Source organism: uncultured Parabacteroides sp. (assembly GCF_947855115.1).
Taxonomy (GTDB): domain Bacteria; phylum Bacteroidota; class Bacteroidia; order Bacteroidales; family Tannerellaceae; genus Parabacteroides.
In genome coordinates this window covers 38,352-54,985 of the sequence record NZ_CANTZW010000011.1, presented here as the reverse complement: position 1 = coordinate 54,985, position 16,634 = coordinate 38,352, and the positions used below count along the sequence as shown (strand labels likewise).

The following is a 16,634-nucleotide window of genomic DNA, read 5'->3' as shown; positions in this document are numbered from 1 at the left end:
TTGCTATGACCGTATGTGCTACCCCGCACATACGGTTGTATGGAATAAATAAGTTTTTAGGATCTCTATGCTCAATAAGATGATGATTACAGAAACGCTTATGATCAATATCGTGACCCGGATACGGTAACGTTGTTCTTGTGCCTCCCGTTCTTTTAGCAGGCGTTCTATTCGTAAAAGTTCTTCGAGGGTAATCTCTGGTTCTTTGGGTTCCCCGGTGCCAATATACCTTTTCCGGGCCTCCCGGGTCCGTTCGCGAAGTCTGTCGAGAGTATTCCTGCTCTCTTTGCTCCGGCGTATCATATCGGAAACATGGCCAGCGAAGCTCATAAATGTGTTATACTATTGATTATCGTAATTATCGAGATTCTTTTAGTTTCATTCTTAGGATCGGGAACGGATTGCCTTGCTCATCTGTCTCGTCTCTTTGGAATGCCTCAAAGCCTAGGTGTTCGTAGAAATGAAGGGCTTGGGTGTTTTGCTCATTAACGTCTACATAGTGGGCTTTATAGGTATGAATAGCCAGTTCTATGAATTGCCTGCCGAGGCCTTGCCCGAAATAAGCAGGCGAGAGAAACAACATTTCGATCTTCTGATCTTGTATTCCCATAAAGCCTATATATTGATCTTTCTCTATTGCTATAATAAGTATCCGGATCTGCTTTAGTCCTTCCTGTACGAAAGGCATGAGCGCTGATATATCCTCTTCTTTCAGGAAGTCATGGCTTGCCCGGACGGATCGTTCCCATATTGTCGTGAGTGAACTTATTACTTCGTCGGTCCGCTCTCGAAGTTCAATGCCGGTAAAAGTATAAGAGATATTTTCCATAAATGATTCTCGATGAATTTTATTTATCGCGAATTAATAAATAAATTGGTGACGAAACTATTGTTTTCTGATTTATATCATTGTTTGAATGGTAGGGAATTGAGATTTTTGTATCAGAGAGTAGTAAATGAGTTGAATTAAAAGTAATGAGAGATGGGCTATAAGCATATTATTTTTGACGTAGACGGAACATTATTGGATACGGAACGTTGTGTGCTGAATTCGTTGCAAGAGACGATCCGGGTGTTACAACACAGGGAAGTAGAATTCTCAGATTTGCTTTTTGCGTTGGGGATACCGGGTGAGGTGACTTTGAAGAAACTCGGTGTAGAGGATACCACTGCCGGGAATAAAGTCTGGAATAGCCTATTTAAGAAACACTTTGGTTCGGTGAAGCTTTTTGATGGAATTGTCCCCTTGCTGGATGCGTTGAAGGAGAAAGGATATAAGCTCGGTATTATCACATCGAAGAATCCGGTTGAGTTTGCGAACGATTTCGAGCCTTTCGGGATTACTCATTATTTTGATACGATTATTTGCGTGACAGACGCTCCTCGCCCAAAGCCTTCGCCCGATCCTATGCTGGCTTATTTAGCGAAGACCGGGATCGATAAGCATGAGGCGATTTATATCGGCGACAGCCCTTACGACATGTACTGCGCCCAAAGTGCCGGGGTGGATTTTGGGTTGGCGGTTTGGGGATGCCGTGCCAAGGAACCGATAGACGCGGATTATTATTTTGATATGCCGGAAGATATAAAACGGCTCTAACTTTTATCCGCTATACGATCTAAGAGAATTGATACATGTCGGCCATCCACCAAGCCATGATGGGCCGTAACGGAGACAGGAAGTATCCAATGCCCGTTATTCTCGGTCAGCTTTCCGGTAGATATGCGGGTGGCAGAATCGCCCGTGCGAAAAGAAGTGGCATGTTTCATCTCCGTGAAAGCGATCCATGGGACCGGGGAGAAACGAACTAGGTCTTGCCGGTCTGATTCCTTGTCTTTACAAAGGCCGGTGAGAGCTTGTACACGTTTGATTTCGTTCCGTGCGTTTTGGAGGAATTGCTGCCTGTCCGGGGTGTATTCGATGAAGCCGAAACCGAAAGTCCCGTCTTCCCGTCCGATTGTTGTCCCTGCATGTATCTGGTCGAAGCACACCGGGATTTTGTCGATAATCCGGTACCGAAACTCTTCCACCTCGTTGACGGCTGTCATAATCTTATGTAAGGAATAGAGAAAGAAAGATGCGTGATCCGCTTTAGCCTCTTTGTAAATAGATGTCACGTCTATTGGGGAGGTCAATCCGAAAAAAGGGTCGTCCATGGAATTGAAAAACAGGAAATGCTCTTTTCGGTTCCAATGCTCTAGGTCGATAGGATGGTACTTCATGATTCTTTATTTGTTGGGGTTACTGTTTTGTGGAATGCGATACGTTCCGTGCCGTTTGCGATGTAAATGATACCGCACTGCTTGAAACCATGCTTTTTCAGTATGTTTTGCATGACGATATTATCCCGGTGAGTATCGATACGGAGGTTACCGCAATGAGCGAATGCCCATTCCAAGCACTCGGAGGAAATTCCTTTTTGCTTACCGTTGGAAGCCATGCGGTGGATCACGGCATAAGGTTCATCATTCAGCCATTTGCCTTCATAGATCTTTAGATAGGTAGGATCGACTCCCTCGATGTAGCAAAAAGTTCCTACTAACTCACCCAGCTCATTTTCACATGCGTAACAATGTCCGGACTTGATCTCGTTCGTTATCAATTCGGCAGATGGATAACCATTGATCCATTGGTTTCCGTTGCCATGTTCTTGCATGAATCGACGGGCCTGCTCAAAGATTTCCATCAATGCGCCTAGATCTTCTAATCGTGCGGGTCTGATATTCATATTTTATCAAATGATTTACTTCGCGAAAGTAATACATTCCCGAAGATTCAGCACATTAAGATTAAAAGATTATATTTGTAACCTAATATCATGAATCTTATAATCTATGCGACAAACAACAATCTCTAAATCACCTCGTGTGGAGGTGGTAGATGCGCTACGTGGCTTTGCTGTCTTGGCTATTTTGTTAGTACATCATGTGGAACATTTTATTTACCCGGTTTATCCGGATCCTGCTACACTTCCAGGATGGCTGAATGTATTGAATGAAGGTGTGTTTACGGTGATATTCGGCTTGTTTGCCGGGAAATCGTATTCCATTTTCGCCTTGTTATTTGGTTTTACCTTTTATATACAATATTCGAACCAGCAAGTGAAAGGAAAGGACTTCGGTTACCGTTTCCTTTGGCGAATGTTGTTGTTGACTGTTTTTGCGACCTTAAACGCAGCGTTCTATCCGGCGGGAGACGTTTTGCTGCTTTATGCGATTGTGGGTATCGTTTTGTTTATCGTACGTAAATGGAGCGATAAGGCGGTTTTAATAACGGCTGTTATCTTTTTATTGCAACCGGTGGAATGGTATCATTACATTGCCAGTTTGTTTAATCCGGATTATCAGTTGCCCAATTTAGGGGTAGGAGCTATGTACGCTGAGATGGCAGAACATACGAAACGAGGAGATTTATGGAACTTCATCTGGCAGAACGTGACGTTGGGCCAAAAGGCTAGCCTGCTTTGGGCCGTTGGAGCTGGCCGGTATGTGCAGACTTGCGGCTTGTTTATGCTGGGTATGTTGATTGGGCGTAAGAAATTATTTATACCCTCGGAAGAGAATTCTCGTTTTTGGGTAAAGACTTTGATTATCGCCGCGATTACTTTCGGTCCCTTGTACCAGTTGAAGGTCTTGTTGCTGGATACGGCAGATAGTGTTATCGTACGCCAGACGGCAGGGGTTGTTTTTGACATGTGGCAGAAATTTGCGTTCACGTTTGTATTAGTTTCTTCCTTTGTATTGCTTTACCAAAGGGAGGCTTTTAAACGTCTCACTTCCATCTTGCGTTCGTATGGAAAGATGAGTTTAACGAATTATGTGACACAATCGTTTGGTGGCGCACTGATCTATTTTCCCGTCGGTTTGAACTTGGCTCCTTACTGTGGTTATACGGTCAGCATGTTTATCGGTATCGCTTTTTTCTTCTTGCAAGTACGATTCTGCAAATGGTGGTCGGAGCGACATAAGCATGGCCCGTTAGAAGCCATCTGGCATAAATGGACTTGGATAGGCTCTAAATAGAAATTGTATAAGAAAGCCCAATCTCTGATTTACAAAGAGATTGGGCTTTCTTATTATCTATATATCTCTTTTATCTTCTGCGTCTTACGCTACGTATCGGAGCGGATTTCTCTGCTTTCGGGGCTTTTATCTTAGCGGCTTTTTCGGGAGCGGCTTCCTTGGTTGCGCCTTTATTCTTTCGGGCACTCTTTTTGGCAGATTTCTTAGCTTCCTTGCTATTGGCCGCCACTTGAGTTGTGTCCGGTTGATACCAGAGTGATTTCTCAAAGCTGGTTAACTGGCCTTCGATACGAGCCTGCTCGTTCTTTAGTGAATCCGGTGTCGGGCAATAGGCCTGCAATGGCAGGTTCATCAAGTTCTGGGTCTTGATTATGTCGCCCTCAAACATACGGCGACGGAAATAATCGTCCATCGTAAAAGTCATGGCGTTATTCATATTTGACGTCATGATGTATGAATTGCTGATATATGGACGTATATTCTCGTAAGGCAACCAGAACATGGGCATAGTTGTCTCGCCTATATCACTTGTTGAGGTTAAGATTGGGCAGATCGCCAATATTTTGACATCAAAAGAGGAGTTGTTTTGATCGAAATACCAGGCTTCTTTTACATAATAAGATTTGACATCGGCAGCCGGTATGTCGCTTTCGTTGATTACGAAAGAAGGCTCTTCGCCCGCTCTTCCCGGAACCTCCTCGTAGAGGATATAGAAACGATCCAGCAGATCCTTGAAGTTAATCAAATGAGCGTCATCAAATTCCTCGTATCCATCCAGATACTCATAGGCTTTGATTTTGTTCTCTCCTAAAAGCTGGAAGATCACGGAGAAAAGGTTCATTTGCCCGTTCATCGGGCGGGTGGGGTAATAGAGCGGAGCGTTCTGCTCTTTCATTAAATCCACCTGCCGGTAAATGATACGCATCCAGCGAGCGTTTCCGATCTCCTGCGTCAAACGTTCGTTCATATCTTGAGCCCGGACAGTTAGTTCGGGTAAGCCGGTATCTTTCTTATCATTCCTTTCTCCACGACTGGCTTGAGGAGAGCGGCGACGCGTTTGTTGTTGCTCGGTAGCTTCATTCTCTACTTCTTCTTGTGCGTGAAGAGGCATCGTTGTTAAAAAAGTGGCGGCCAAAGCGGCTATGTAATACAGATGTTTCATACTGCAAATCTTAATTTACAATTACTTCGATAGTCGGTATGGTACGTTCGATACCATCCGGACCTTTCGCTACTACGCGTGTGATGTAAAAACGTTTACCTTTGCTCAAGTTACGGATATAGTTCTTCTGGCGTTGCGAGAAGTTAGTTCCTTCTGCCACTTCGGGAATGGCGTTGCCCATAGAGTCGAAGAAAGTCAGCTCAAACCGTAATACCGTATATTTCACATTCAGCAAATCATCATCGATAGCGGCAAGGATACCGTCCGCTTCCACCAAGCTACGTTTGGCGATCATACCTCCCTTGAATTTACGGACATTCCCATTCTGGTCTTTATACTCGATATAAGGTAGAGGATCGGGGAGGGCACGTACCCGGAAAGAGGTCTTCGCCATCTCTATATTCCGTCCATCTGCCATACGAGCGTTCACGGTAATCACAGCCTCGGTACCTACTTTAGAAGGACGGGCTTCCCACGTGTCTCCTTTACGGGTAAGCGTACCGTTCGTCATGCTAGCTGTCACGTTTCCGCTAGGCACGCCCGGAACGGCGATACGCATCGGGTTGGCTATACCCGCATATAATACGTTCATTAATGTAGGGGCGACAGTCGCTGTCGGCTCGGTTACGAAATACTCGCTCTCAAAATCCCGGCGCATGATGCTACCGTCACTATTGGGCATCTCGATATAACCCTTGATAGGAAAAGTTCCGGCAGTTCCGGTATTTACCGTGAAGACGCCTTTATTTTCGTAAGGTAATTCTTTTCCGTTTACATAGATCGTAGGACGTTTCGTGGAGTCTACCGCCGATAATACGATATTAGCTTTGTACTGGCTTCCTCGCATTACGATCTGGCTTTCCGGGATAACCTGTGCCGTGATCTGGTTTACGCGATAGTCTCGAACGTCTACGCTATTCAATAAATTCGATAATACCTCGCCTTCGGCGTAGCGAATGTCACTTTGCATTTTTGTTAGCAAAGTAATGGCTGCCGCGACAGGCATATTCTCAAATAATGCCTCTTCCCAAGTTCGGGTATTGATACCTGCTTTATGAGGAGGGGTCGTACTTAGGCTCGCCTCTAATACGGCGGTTTTCATTGAGTCCTCTATAAAACCACCTATCCAGATACGGTACTTATCAATTTCCGCTCTCAGCTTTTTACCTTCCTTACTTACCGGCGATAACATCACGCGCGAAGCGGCCTCTAAATCGTCCTTATGCTCGATATTGTTGACATCAGCGTCTTTTCCATCGGCCTCCTGAGCGATACGGGTCTTTAAATCTTGTATATACGTATAGAGACTATCGGATGCCTTTTTTACCTCACGGGCTTTTAAGGCCCATTCACCCACCTTCAGGGGGTTTTCTTGGTAATAAGCTTCCATCTCGTCCGCTACGATCTTGTTCCGGCGGGAGGAGTTATCGATAGAAGTTCGCAAGCTACCTTCCACCAACTCAAAACCATCCAGCACCTCTGATGACACATTCAATGCCATCATGGCGATGAACACCAGATACATCAGGTTAATCATCCGCTGGCGGGGAGAATTGGGATTATTTGATATTCCTGCCATATTTCTTTACTTCATTGGGTTGTTTGTATACGGAGCCTGTTGTTGCTGGTAACCATACGGTTGTTGATATTGCTGTTGGTAACCGGGTTGCTGTGGCTGCTGATACATCGGTTGTTGTTGTGGCTGTGCCGGTTGTTGATAACCCATATTTACCGTCATCGCTTGTAGCAAGCGGCTGTATACTTGATTCAACTCGGCTAGCTGGCGAGTCATCTTCTCTGTTTCGTTACGGAATACGGAACTGTCTACTACCGATCCGTCATACATCTCGCGAATACGGCTCAAGCCACTGTTGATATGCTCAATAGACTCGATCTGCGAACTGATGCTTTTTAGCTGTATCTCATAAATCGTGTTCAATCCGGATACGTTACGGTTGAGTTGCTCCATCTGATGTACGTAGCCGCGAGAATTCTGACTGATACCATCGGAATTGTCCGTGATGCTCTTATAAGAGTTCAACAACGTATCGGATACATTTGTAAGGGAATTGGTCACTTGGCTGAAACGCTCCATATTCTCGGACATACTGGATAATTGTTCCAAATATTTCTGGGTCGCTTCCGTCAATTCTGCCATCTTGGAAATTTGTTCGGCTGCTCCGCTTAGTTTCTTGATACTTTCGGATAAATTCTTGGTATCATCTTCCGTCACGTCTAAGTTTCCGGCAATATTCAAAGAACCGCCTCCCTGTATACTCGCCTTGGACCCGACTGAACCGATATTTATCCCGTCCGCTATCTCGTCATCTTCCACATTGTCTGTAGAATTGATCATGGTCGAGATCGGCGTGCCGGTGAAATCCGGACGATCCATCGGGTTCTTGGATTTCAATACGGGGAAAACATCTTCCCAATGATATTCCTTGTTCGGATGCTCGAACGCCGAGATAAAGAATACGATAGACTCGGTGATCATTGCCACGAACAAGATTTGGTTAGCGTATGGCAAGTGCAATAACTTAAACAACGCACCGAGGATTACGATGGACGCACCCCAGCTATACAGGAAGTTCAATACTCGTTTCCCTCTTTCACTGGAAAGGAACATCTCCAGTCTGTTTTTATATCTTCTATATTTTCCCATCGTCGTATTATTGTCTTAGATGATTCAAAACTTTAAATATATAAATCCCGCTTATTTTTTCCCCTTGGAGCGAGAGAATCCTATTTGGGTACGTGCGCAACGGAAACCTATATAAGAACGGCTCTCATTTTGATATTCGAAGGTGCGCATGTCTGAACGGATAAATTGTGAGACATCTTTCCATGAACCACCTCGCACGACCTTCTTTTTCATGGCGTATGGGTCATTCTTGGCGGCGTTGTAACGCAAATCCGGATTCATGTCGCTCATTTGACTCGGACCGGATTCGGAGTAAGAAGTGGAAGTCCATTCCGCTACGTTTCCTGCCATATCATATAGCCCGAACTCATTCGGGGCGAAAGAACCTACCCGAGAGGTAATCAAATGGCCATCTTCCGTATAATTACCTTTACCCGGCTTGAAGTTACCCAAGAAACAACCTTTACTATCTTGAAGCTCATCGGTAGACCAAGGGAACTTATTTTCATTTTTGCCTGTCCGGGCGGCATATTCCCATTCTCCCTCGGACGGAAGACGGAACGGTTCGATCAATTGTCCGGGCGGCAAACTCAAGGATTCTTTGTATAAATTAGTACGCCATACGCAGAAAGCGGTCGCTTGTTCCCAAGAAATACCGACTACGGGATAGTCGTCATAACCCGGATGTGAGAAGTACATTCGGGTATATGGCTCGTTGTATGCGTTTTTGAAATCGTTCACCCAGCAATTCTCGTCCGGATATATATTAACGATACGGGTATTCAAGAAATCCCATTCGCTACTCAACGGCCGGGTGATCGTCTCATTGATCACACGTCCTTCATCGTCAATGTAGGCGGTATCCTTGGAAATCATGACTACCTCGTTCGGATCTACTTGAATATCCGTATTACGTACCCGGTCTGCCGGGTTTAGTTGGTTCTTACGAAGGGCTGCCGCGGTATAATCATACCACTCGTATTTATAGATCATTTGTCTGGGATCCAAACCTTTCTCTCCGGTAACAGGATTGGTGTAATAGACACTTTCTATCGCACGCTGCTCATCCTCGTTCGCCCGTTTCCAGGGAATCGGACGGCTCCAGTCTAGATGCGGAGTGACAGGTTCCCCATAGCGGTCTTCCGTGATCTTGAACAAATCGTTGCCTCCATAAGCCGGATCAGCCAAGCGTTCGCGAATGATAGAGTCTCTCACCCAATAAACGAACTGGCGATATTTGGCGTTCGTCACCTCTGTCTGATCCATCCAGAATGCGTCGAAAGAAACCCCTTTCGTCTCCGGCATGATTCCCCATAAGGAATCTTTATCGGCAGGCCCCATTTCGAATGAACCTCTTTTAATCAAGACCATCCCATATGGCGCTGGTTCATTGAACGCTACCGATCTGACACCTGTCACCTCACCGCCGGCATTCCGAAGGGACTTACCGCAGGAGGTAAACAAAGCTACCATTACAAGTACTAATAATACTTTTTTCATATACTATAATATACGTACACTTTTATGTCTATTTTTTCCTGTCTGCGTTTTGTTTAGCTTTAAGGCATACTTGACGCATAGCTCGTGGCTGCCGCTACTTGCCCGGCCTAGGGCCGTGGTCGGGAAATCAAAGGCGTAACCTGCTTGGAAACGACCTAGCTTTATACCGAACATAATGCCCACCGATTCATTCACCCGATAGGAAAAACCTCCGTTAAACATCTTGTTATATTCCAGCCTAGCGGTAATGTCCGCATGAAAACTTTGCATGTCTGTCAGCAAAAATACCGAGGGCTGTAATTCTATCAACGGATTCTTTAATTGAATATTGTATCCACCCATTAAATTAAGTGAACGACCTATATAGGTATAGGCATTCTCGTCCAATTGAAGTTCCGGTTGAGTGATATGTGTCATGCCGAACCCGGCATAAAAACGTTTATGGGTATAATAAATACCGAAGTTCATATCCAGCCCCATACCGCTGACCTGCTCTACCGGGATGGCGGCATCGGTTTCTTGATGATACTCGGAATCTACCGTTACTACCTTGGTTCCGTCGAACGACTGATTGACTAAACCGATTTGCAAACCTCCGCTTAATACCCCTCCGAATAATTTCTGCTTATAGGCGTATTGCGCCCCTACATGCGTATTCAGGAAGAGCCCGATCGCCTCGGTAAATACGACTAATCCGATACCGTGATTCGTCTTGCCTAAAGTGAGCGGCATATCTGCGGTGATGAAGAACGACTTAGGTGCCCCATGTACGCCGATCATTTCCAGACGGGCGAGTGCCAATATATTCAAGTCTTCCGTAGCTCCGGCCACCGCTGGGTTGTAATACGGTTTCGCCATGAAATATTGACTTAAGCGTGCGTCATACTGCGCCCGTACGATTCCCGTACAGGTACACAAAAGGACCATGATCGAAAGAAGATATCTTCTCATTTACATTCACTTCACGTTGTAACTACAAACGCAGCAAATCCCGATAAATTGTATTTTTTTCAAAAAAACAACGAGGCGGGGGAGCTTGATCGTCCGCCACCTCGTTCCTTGTTATTTCTTAACTATCAATTGTCAAATTATCAATTGAATTAATATTCTTCCTCGTTGAAGAAAAAGTCTTCTTTACTTGGATAATCCGGCCAGATATCTTCCATACACTCATAAATCTCGCCTTCATCTTCCATTTCCTGCAAGTTTTCAATTACTTCTAATGGCGCGCCAGAACGTTGTGCATAATCAATAAGTTCATCTTTCGTCGCAGGCCAAGGTGCGTCTTCCAATTTTGAAGCTAACTCTAATGTCCAATACATAGCTGTCAAGTTTAATAACCGCCGAAGCGATTTGGTTCTCTATTTTTCCGCGAAAATATGATTTTATTTATTATACACAAGTATAATCCCAAATAATTTCTTTACCGTTATTATTTATGCATTCTTTTCTCGCTAAAACGAAGAAATAGTCAGATAAACGGTTTATAAATATCAATACGGGCTCTTCCACAGGGCAGTTTTCGGCCAAGCGATAGATCTGTCGTTCGGCACGGCGGCAAACGGTACGGCAAACGTGGGCGAGAGCGGCCGAACGGCATCCTCCTGGAAGGATGAACGCACGCATTTTAGGCAGTTCGTTATCCATACGATCTATTTCCCGCTCGATTCGCTCGATACTCTCGGGGGTTACTTTACTCTCGATTTTTAACTCCGTAGTTGCTTGATCCGTAGCTAGGTAAGAGCCGATCGTGAATAGTTTATGTTGGATAAATGATAAGAATTCAGTATCTTTCTCGTCTTCCAAGGCTGTGATCAATAATCCGATAAAAGAGTTTAGTTCGTCTACGGTGCCATAGCTCTCGATCCGCTCGTGCGCTTTCGACACTCGTTGCCCACCTACCAGTGAAGTGGTTCCTTTATCGCCTGTTCCGGTATAAATAATACTTTTCTTCATATTTGATTCATTTGCTAAAAATAAACAATATAATCTCGTTTGTGTAATTTCTTATTGAATAAAACGATCCCTAATGAATAAAGATCTAAAGTGACCGTCACCTCCGGGCATATGCGAATCTCTTCCCAAAATTCACGCATTTCCCGGTTCGCCTTGATTCCTTCAAAAACGAATACCGTATCGTTTTGCGCATGTTTTATACATTCATTAAACAACCAGAGGTTATTCTGTTGTTCATATAAAGTATTGAAAAAAACAAAATCAAGGCTACTTATATCTTTTAAGGCCTCGGGTAGTAAATCCTTATAATTACCAATACGCAAATCAACCGGGTTACGTCCTTCTTTAGCGAATGCTTGGCGGGCGATCGTGGCGAACTCCGGTATATTTTCCAAGGCGATACATTTCAGCCCCGTGGCGTAAGAGGTTAGGTATAAGGTAGACAACCCCATGGTGGTACCTAGTTGGAGGATATTTTTAGACTTGAAATAGTTTGTCAGGCGAAATAATAAAGCGCCATGGTTCGGTTTGATAGCTTCCCGTTTCACGATCTCGCCAATTGAGCGAGTCTTTAGTTCCCCTTTGTTCTGCCAGTCCGGATAGGTGATCTTTTCTTCCCTGAATAATAACTGCTTGCGTAAAAGCTCTATATCGTAAAAACTATAGTAAGAACATTTTTCCTCGATAACCTTCGTGATAAGATTAAAAACAAAAGGTGAGTGCACTCCGAATCCTCTACGGTAGCGGATACTACGGTATAAAAGAGATCCTTTTCGTAATGTGCTAATCTTTGGTATGATCTGCATTTGCTTGTGAGATTTAGACTCGAAATACTACAAATAATCCGATCGTCTCGCATTGAGGAGACGATCGGATCATGTTCGTGAAACAAAATGTTATAACTTATGTATGACTTTCATCAACTGTTCGCCCAAACCAATCGTATAGCCTTGAGAGACAAATACGACACGGTTGAATGTATCGGCGATCAAGAATATCGGCAATGTGTTGGCATTCTGTAATTTCATCGCTGTAGCCATTTCCTTTTGGATCGCTCCGTCGATATCCAGACCGTACGTGATCGTACCCGGCAAATCACCGAACTCTTTCGGATCGAAGTTCTTATAACCCTTCTCGTCCGGGAATAGAAGAACGATGCCTCGTCCCCAATCTTCCAGTTCCTTCTTCACGGCGGCGATATCACGCATAGCGTGGTTCGTGGGTTCTTGGCGGGAACCGAGAAGCGCTACGATATAATAGCCGCGTCCGGTAGTAGCTAACAGGCTGGTCTCCTCGCCATTGTCCGCACGTTTGAATTTATTTTCGGAGTTGAAATTACCAATCACTTGTATCTCATCCTTACTCTCGCGCATCTCTAGTTTGATCGGGGTCGTCTTACCGGCCTCTACGTTGAAGAACTCGATCTCGGCCAATACGCTACCGTTTGCCATACGAGTACCGGTAACTAACATATAATTACCCTCATCTATAGATAACGGTTTCTTCAATAATCCACTCCAAGTATCTCCCAAGCCCATGTCAACATTGCCTCCTCTCTCGAAATTCAAGGTCTGTAAGGTACCGTTCGGCAGAACCTTGGCAATCGTGAAATGACTGTAATATTTCGGGTCTTGCAACGCCTTGATCGGCTGGTAAGAAGCTATTACCTTTCCTTGCTTAGCGGTAGTCTGTACGGCAGCCTCGAAATCTACGTCTACCCAGGCGTTATCCTTGAAATATTGAACTTTGCGAGCTACCGGCTCGATACGTGCCGGGATACCCAAGCTACGCGCTACAGCCACAAAGAAGATATTACGTGATCCTTTATCGGCGATACGGGATTTCCAGACACCTATCGGCATGATTGGGATACGTTGCGCATTTAAGGCATCATTAATAGATACGTTGTTCTTCACCCAATCCACCAATGCCTGCGGATTTTCTACGGCTTGTTTCGCCAGGGATGGGTCAACATTCGATGCGAAGAAACTCTTATAAGGAGTCAGGAACTCATTGGCTACACGAGGATTCATGATATACTCATTGAACCACTCGCTTTCAACGGCCGGCGTATTATTTAAATGATCTGCGAGAACCGACGCTGGCGTGTCACGTAAATCCTTTGCGGATACGGCATCCAATAACGCCATTGCCTGCGCACGTTTCTCGGCAGGAGTTTCCCGTAAGAATTTCTCGATCTCCATCCAGTTTCCCCGGCTACCGATCATGAAGTCTTCCGTCTTCATCGGGTCGATACCCAATTCTTTCGCCAAAGCCTCCGCTTTCTCTTCTGTATAGAAAGTCGCTACATATTTATTACGGATAGCGTCTTCCTCCAATAAGCGTTTGGCATTCGCCTCTTTTTGTTCAGGTGTAACCTCCGCGGGGATAGATCCATCTACCGGTGGAACGATATCCAAGGTAATCGTTTCTATATCTCCCGGTTCCTTGTTCAATGCGATCGTGATTTCTCCATCCTTGCCGAAAGAGACCTTGCTGTAGCCGAATTTGCCGTCTTTGCTGGCCCATACCAACATGTCTCCTTTTCCGGTGGATAAAGAACATTTACCATCCTCGCCCGTCTTTTTACGAGCTACGCTATTAAACTCGGCGTAGTTATAAATCTTGAACTCAACCAAAGCGTCCTTTACCGGCTTGCCATTGGCATCTGTAACCGTGATGATCGCTTTAGCCGAAGGTGCGTAATTATCGATTACGTTGATCTCGGTGTACCCATCGGTACGTTCCATGACATCTTCCGGGCCATAGTATTTACCGAACACTTTCGTATGCATCAACATACCCCGGTAAGCGGGGCCGTTGAACCAACCCAGATTCAATACAGGTTCAGGCTCGCAAGCGCCGAAGAAATACCATTTGCCGTTAACCCAAGCTTCTACCCAAGCGTGGTTATCGTCCGTATGCGCCCAGCGAGGTGTATATACCTGGCGTGCCGGAATACCCACGGAACGTAAAGCGGCTACCGTGAAGGTAGATTCCTCGCCACAACGACCGTAGGCAGTCTTTACAGATGCCAATGGAGAACTTGTGCGGCTATCGGAAGGGGTATAAATTACCTTCTCATGGCACCAGTGGTTCACTTCCAGCACGGCATCGTACAGAGAGAGCCCTTTCACCCGGTCTTTCAACTCATCGAAGAAAACCATACGGCTTTCATCCAGGTTCTCGTTGTTGATTCGTACCGGCAATACGAAATGACGGAAGATGTCTTCAGGGATGCTATCGCCCCAAGGCATCTCATTCCGGGCCTGGAAAGAGGAGCGGATGTTCTTCAAATAGAAGTCGCCACTATAATCCGTGATGTCTCCAATCGGCATATAGGCATACATAAAGGTTAACGCCTCCCTCTCTTCAGGGGTCATTTGATTGTTAAATACTGCGAAAAGGTTTCCGTTAGGTAAAGCGGCCTGTTTCGCTTGGAAATCGTTCTCAACCTCAGCCCGATAAGCGGCATCGGTAATAAAATGTTGTTGGTTGTTACAACTCGTCCATACGAGTAATGTAAGCAACAGTGCGAATAGATGTTTTTTGTTCATAAAGCGGATATGTATGTTTGCCAAAAGTAATGATTCTATGCGAGATAGAAAAATTCTCGAACAATTTGTAAGAAAGATTTGTTTTTCTATAGGAAGAATAAATTTAGTTATCCTGTGAATTTGGGACCGGATTTCTTCTTTTGGCGTGATTATAATAACAAAAAGTTTACGAACTTTGTAACAAAGTATCAAATCACTAATCATAAAACCCGTTTTGCGTATGTTTCAAAATCCAGAGCAAGTGCTATTAATAGCCTCCGTGATCCTGTTTTTAAGTATATTCGCCGGTAAAGCCGGTTATCGTTTCGGCTTACCCGCTTTGTTATTATTCCTTGGTGTGGGCATGCTGTTTGGCAGTGATGGGCTGGGCATCCAGTTCAGCGATCCGAACGCGGCTCAGTTTATCGGTATGCTGGCGTTGAGTATCATCTTGTTCTCGGGTGGTATGGATACGAAGATAGCGGAGGTTAAGCCTATCGCCTCGCAAGGTGTGGTATTGGCCACGTTAGGGGTACTGGCCACGACATTTATCACGGGTGGGTTTATCTACTGGTTATTTGGTTTGTTCGGCAGATATGTCACCTTGACTTTTCCGGAATCTTTATTGTTGGCGGCGGTAATGTCTTCTACAGACTCAGCCTCGGTTTTCTCTATCCTGCGTAGTAAAGGGGTCTATTTGAAAGAACGTTTGCGTCCTACCTTGGAGTTGGAGAGTGGTAGTAATGACCCGATGGCTTATATGCTCACCTTGCTCCTGATCGCTTACATACAAAGCGGGGGGATGAATATTTGGGAGGCCGGGTTATCCTTGGTCGTTCAATTATCGGTGGGAGCTATCGTCGGTTTCTTATTGGGGAAACTGGCTGTTTTGATTATTAATAAGATCAATATAGATAATGAGTCTTTGTATCCAATCCTTTTGTTGGCTACGGCTTTTTTCACTTTCGCCGCTACGACCTTATGTCAGGGTAATGGTTATTTAGCTGTTTATATCGCTGGTTTAGTGGTGGGTAACGCTAAGATCGTTCATAAGAAAAGTATAGGAACGTTCTTTGATGGTTTCGCTTGGTTGTGGCAGATCGTGATGTTCCTTACGTTGGGTTTGCTGGTGAATCCGCATGAGTTATTACCGGTGACAGGCGTAGGTGTGATGGTGGGGGTCTTTATGATCTTGATCGCCCGTCCGATCAGCGTATTTCTCTGTTTGATACCTTATAAGAATTTCTCATTCAAAGGTAAATTATATATATCATGGGTGGGATTACGCGGGGCGGTTCCGATTATTTTCGCTACTTACCCGATGATCGCTGGTATTGAGCATGCCGGAATGTTTTTTAATATCGTATTCTTTATCACGATCCTATCTCTGTTGATCCAAGGAACTACGGTTACTAAAGCCGCTAAATGGCTGGATATGGTGGATGAGCCGGAACGGAAGGATGAGTTTGGTATCGAGCTTCCCGAGGATATCAAAAGTGCTATGAGCGAGATTGATATTACTCCGGCAGTGTTAGCTCATGGGAATAAATTGATGCAATTGACATTACCGGATCATACCTTGGCGGTAATGGTAAAACGGGAGGGACGCTATTTCATCCCGAAAGGAAATACGGAATTAAAGGAGAATGACAAGCTGTTAATGATTTCCGATAACGATGAGGCTCTTTTGCAAGCTTATGACTCCTTAGGAGTGAAGGATTATACGATGAAGAAAAACTAATAGCGTCCGTGTTTAAAAATGAGAGTAGCCTAGACAACTAAAGAGGCTACTCTCATTTTTTTATGGATTTGT

Annotated in this window: 16 protein-coding genes; 3 read left to right on the top strand and 13 right to left on the bottom strand. The window is 44.8% G+C overall.

Going from position 1 to position 16,634, the window contains the following annotated elements; genetic code table 11:
* Positions 1–18: 18 nt before the first annotated feature.
* Positions 19–330, bottom strand: a complete 312-nt coding sequence (locus Q0110_RS08725) for a hypothetical protein (RefSeq protein WP_297905790.1) — start codon at positions 328–330, stop codon at positions 19–21.
* A 28-nt stretch (positions 331–358) separates the two neighbouring features.
* Positions 359–829 carry a GNAT family N-acetyltransferase gene (locus Q0110_RS08720; RefSeq protein WP_297905789.1) on the bottom strand — a complete coding sequence of 157 codons (471 nt, stop codon included), beginning with the start codon at positions 827–829 and terminating at the stop codon, positions 359–361.
* 153 nt (positions 830–982) lie between these two features.
* Here Q0110_RS08720 and Q0110_RS08715 point away from each other — a divergent pair, with 153 nt between their 5' ends.
* Positions 983–1,600 (top strand): HAD family hydrolase, encoded by a 618-nt coding sequence (locus Q0110_RS08715; RefSeq protein ID WP_297905788.1) that lies wholly within the window; start codon positions 983–985, stop codon positions 1,598–1,600.
* Here Q0110_RS08715 and Q0110_RS08710 read toward each other — a convergent pair.
* Positions 1,597–2,223 carry a chloramphenicol acetyltransferase gene (locus Q0110_RS08710; RefSeq protein WP_297905787.1) on the bottom strand — a complete coding sequence of 209 codons (627 nt, stop codon included), beginning with the start codon at positions 2,221–2,223 and terminating at the stop codon, positions 1,597–1,599. The two genes, Q0110_RS08715 and Q0110_RS08710, sit on opposite strands and share 4 nt — an antisense overlap.
* Complete coding sequence (locus Q0110_RS08705; protein WP_297905786.1) at positions 2,220–2,729, bottom strand: GNAT family protein; 510 nt, start codon at positions 2,727–2,729, stop codon at positions 2,220–2,222. Before Q0110_RS08705 ends, Q0110_RS08710 begins: the two co-directional genes overlap by 4 nt.
* A 106-nt stretch (positions 2,730–2,835) precedes the next feature.
* Here Q0110_RS08705 and Q0110_RS08700 point away from each other — a divergent pair, with 106 nt between their 5' ends.
* Positions 2,836–4,023 carry a DUF418 domain-containing protein gene (locus Q0110_RS08700; RefSeq protein ID WP_297905785.1) on the top strand — a complete coding sequence of 396 codons (1,188 nt, stop codon included), beginning with the start codon at positions 2,836–2,838 and terminating at the stop codon, positions 4,021–4,023.
* A 70-nt stretch (positions 4,024–4,093) separates the two neighbouring features.
* Here the strand turns inward: Q0110_RS08700 and gldN are convergent, their stop codons facing one another.
* From gldN to Q0110_RS08655, 9 genes are all read right to left on the bottom strand, one after another.
* The gene (gene gldN / locus Q0110_RS08695; protein WP_297905784.1) at positions 4,094–5,185 is read right to left on the bottom strand and encodes a gliding motility protein GldN; all 1,092 of its coding nucleotides are present in this window, start codon (positions 5,183–5,185) and stop codon (positions 4,094–4,096) included.
* Positions 5,186–5,195: 10 nt separating this feature from the next.
* Positions 5,196–6,764 carry a gliding motility protein GldM gene (gldM, locus tag Q0110_RS08690; RefSeq protein WP_297905783.1) on the bottom strand — a complete coding sequence of 523 codons (1,569 nt, stop codon included), beginning with the start codon at positions 6,762–6,764 and terminating at the stop codon, positions 5,196–5,198.
* 6 nt (positions 6,765–6,770) lie between these two features.
* A complete protein-coding gene (gene gldL / locus Q0110_RS08685) occupies positions 6,771–7,850 on the bottom strand; it encodes a gliding motility protein GldL (protein ID WP_297905782.1) in 1,080 nt (359 codons plus the stop codon).
* Positions 7,851–7,901: 51 nt separating this feature from the next.
* Positions 7,902–9,329 carry an SUMF1/EgtB/PvdO family nonheme iron enzyme gene (locus tag Q0110_RS08680; protein WP_297905781.1) on the bottom strand — a complete coding sequence of 476 codons (1,428 nt, stop codon included), beginning with the start codon at positions 9,327–9,329 and terminating at the stop codon, positions 7,902–7,904.
* A 3-nt stretch (positions 9,330–9,332) separates the two neighbouring features.
* Positions 9,333–10,280, bottom strand: a complete 948-nt coding sequence (locus Q0110_RS08675; RefSeq protein WP_297905780.1) for a type IX secretion system membrane protein PorP/SprF — start codon at positions 10,278–10,280, stop codon at positions 9,333–9,335.
* A gap of 149 nt (positions 10,281–10,429) precedes the next feature.
* Positions 10,430–10,651: a DUF2795 domain-containing protein gene (locus Q0110_RS08670; RefSeq protein WP_005633363.1), complete on the bottom strand. Its 222-nt coding sequence runs from the start codon at positions 10,649–10,651 to the stop codon at positions 10,430–10,432.
* A gap of 70 nt (positions 10,652–10,721) precedes the next feature.
* Complete coding sequence (locus Q0110_RS08665; RefSeq protein ID WP_297905779.1) at positions 10,722–11,285, bottom strand: cob(I)yrinic acid a,c-diamide adenosyltransferase; 564 nt, start codon at positions 11,283–11,285, stop codon at positions 10,722–10,724.
* Positions 11,286–11,299: 14 nt separating this feature from the next.
* Positions 11,300–12,091: an SAM-dependent methyltransferase gene (locus tag Q0110_RS08660; protein WP_297905777.1), complete on the bottom strand. Its 792-nt coding sequence runs from the start codon at positions 12,089–12,091 to the stop codon at positions 11,300–11,302.
* Between the two features lie 90 nt (positions 12,092–12,181).
* On the bottom strand, positions 12,182–14,842 hold the full coding sequence (locus Q0110_RS08655; protein WP_297905775.1) for a transglutaminase domain-containing protein: 2,661 nt from the start codon (positions 14,840–14,842) through the stop codon (positions 12,182–12,184).
* A gap of 220 nt (positions 14,843–15,062) precedes the next feature.
* Here Q0110_RS08655 and Q0110_RS08650 point away from each other — a divergent pair, with 220 nt between their 5' ends.
* Complete coding sequence (locus Q0110_RS08650) at positions 15,063–16,562, top strand: potassium/proton antiporter (RefSeq protein ID WP_297905773.1); 1,500 nt, start codon at positions 15,063–15,065, stop codon at positions 16,560–16,562.
* The last annotated feature ends 72 nt before the right edge of the window (positions 16,563–16,634 follow it).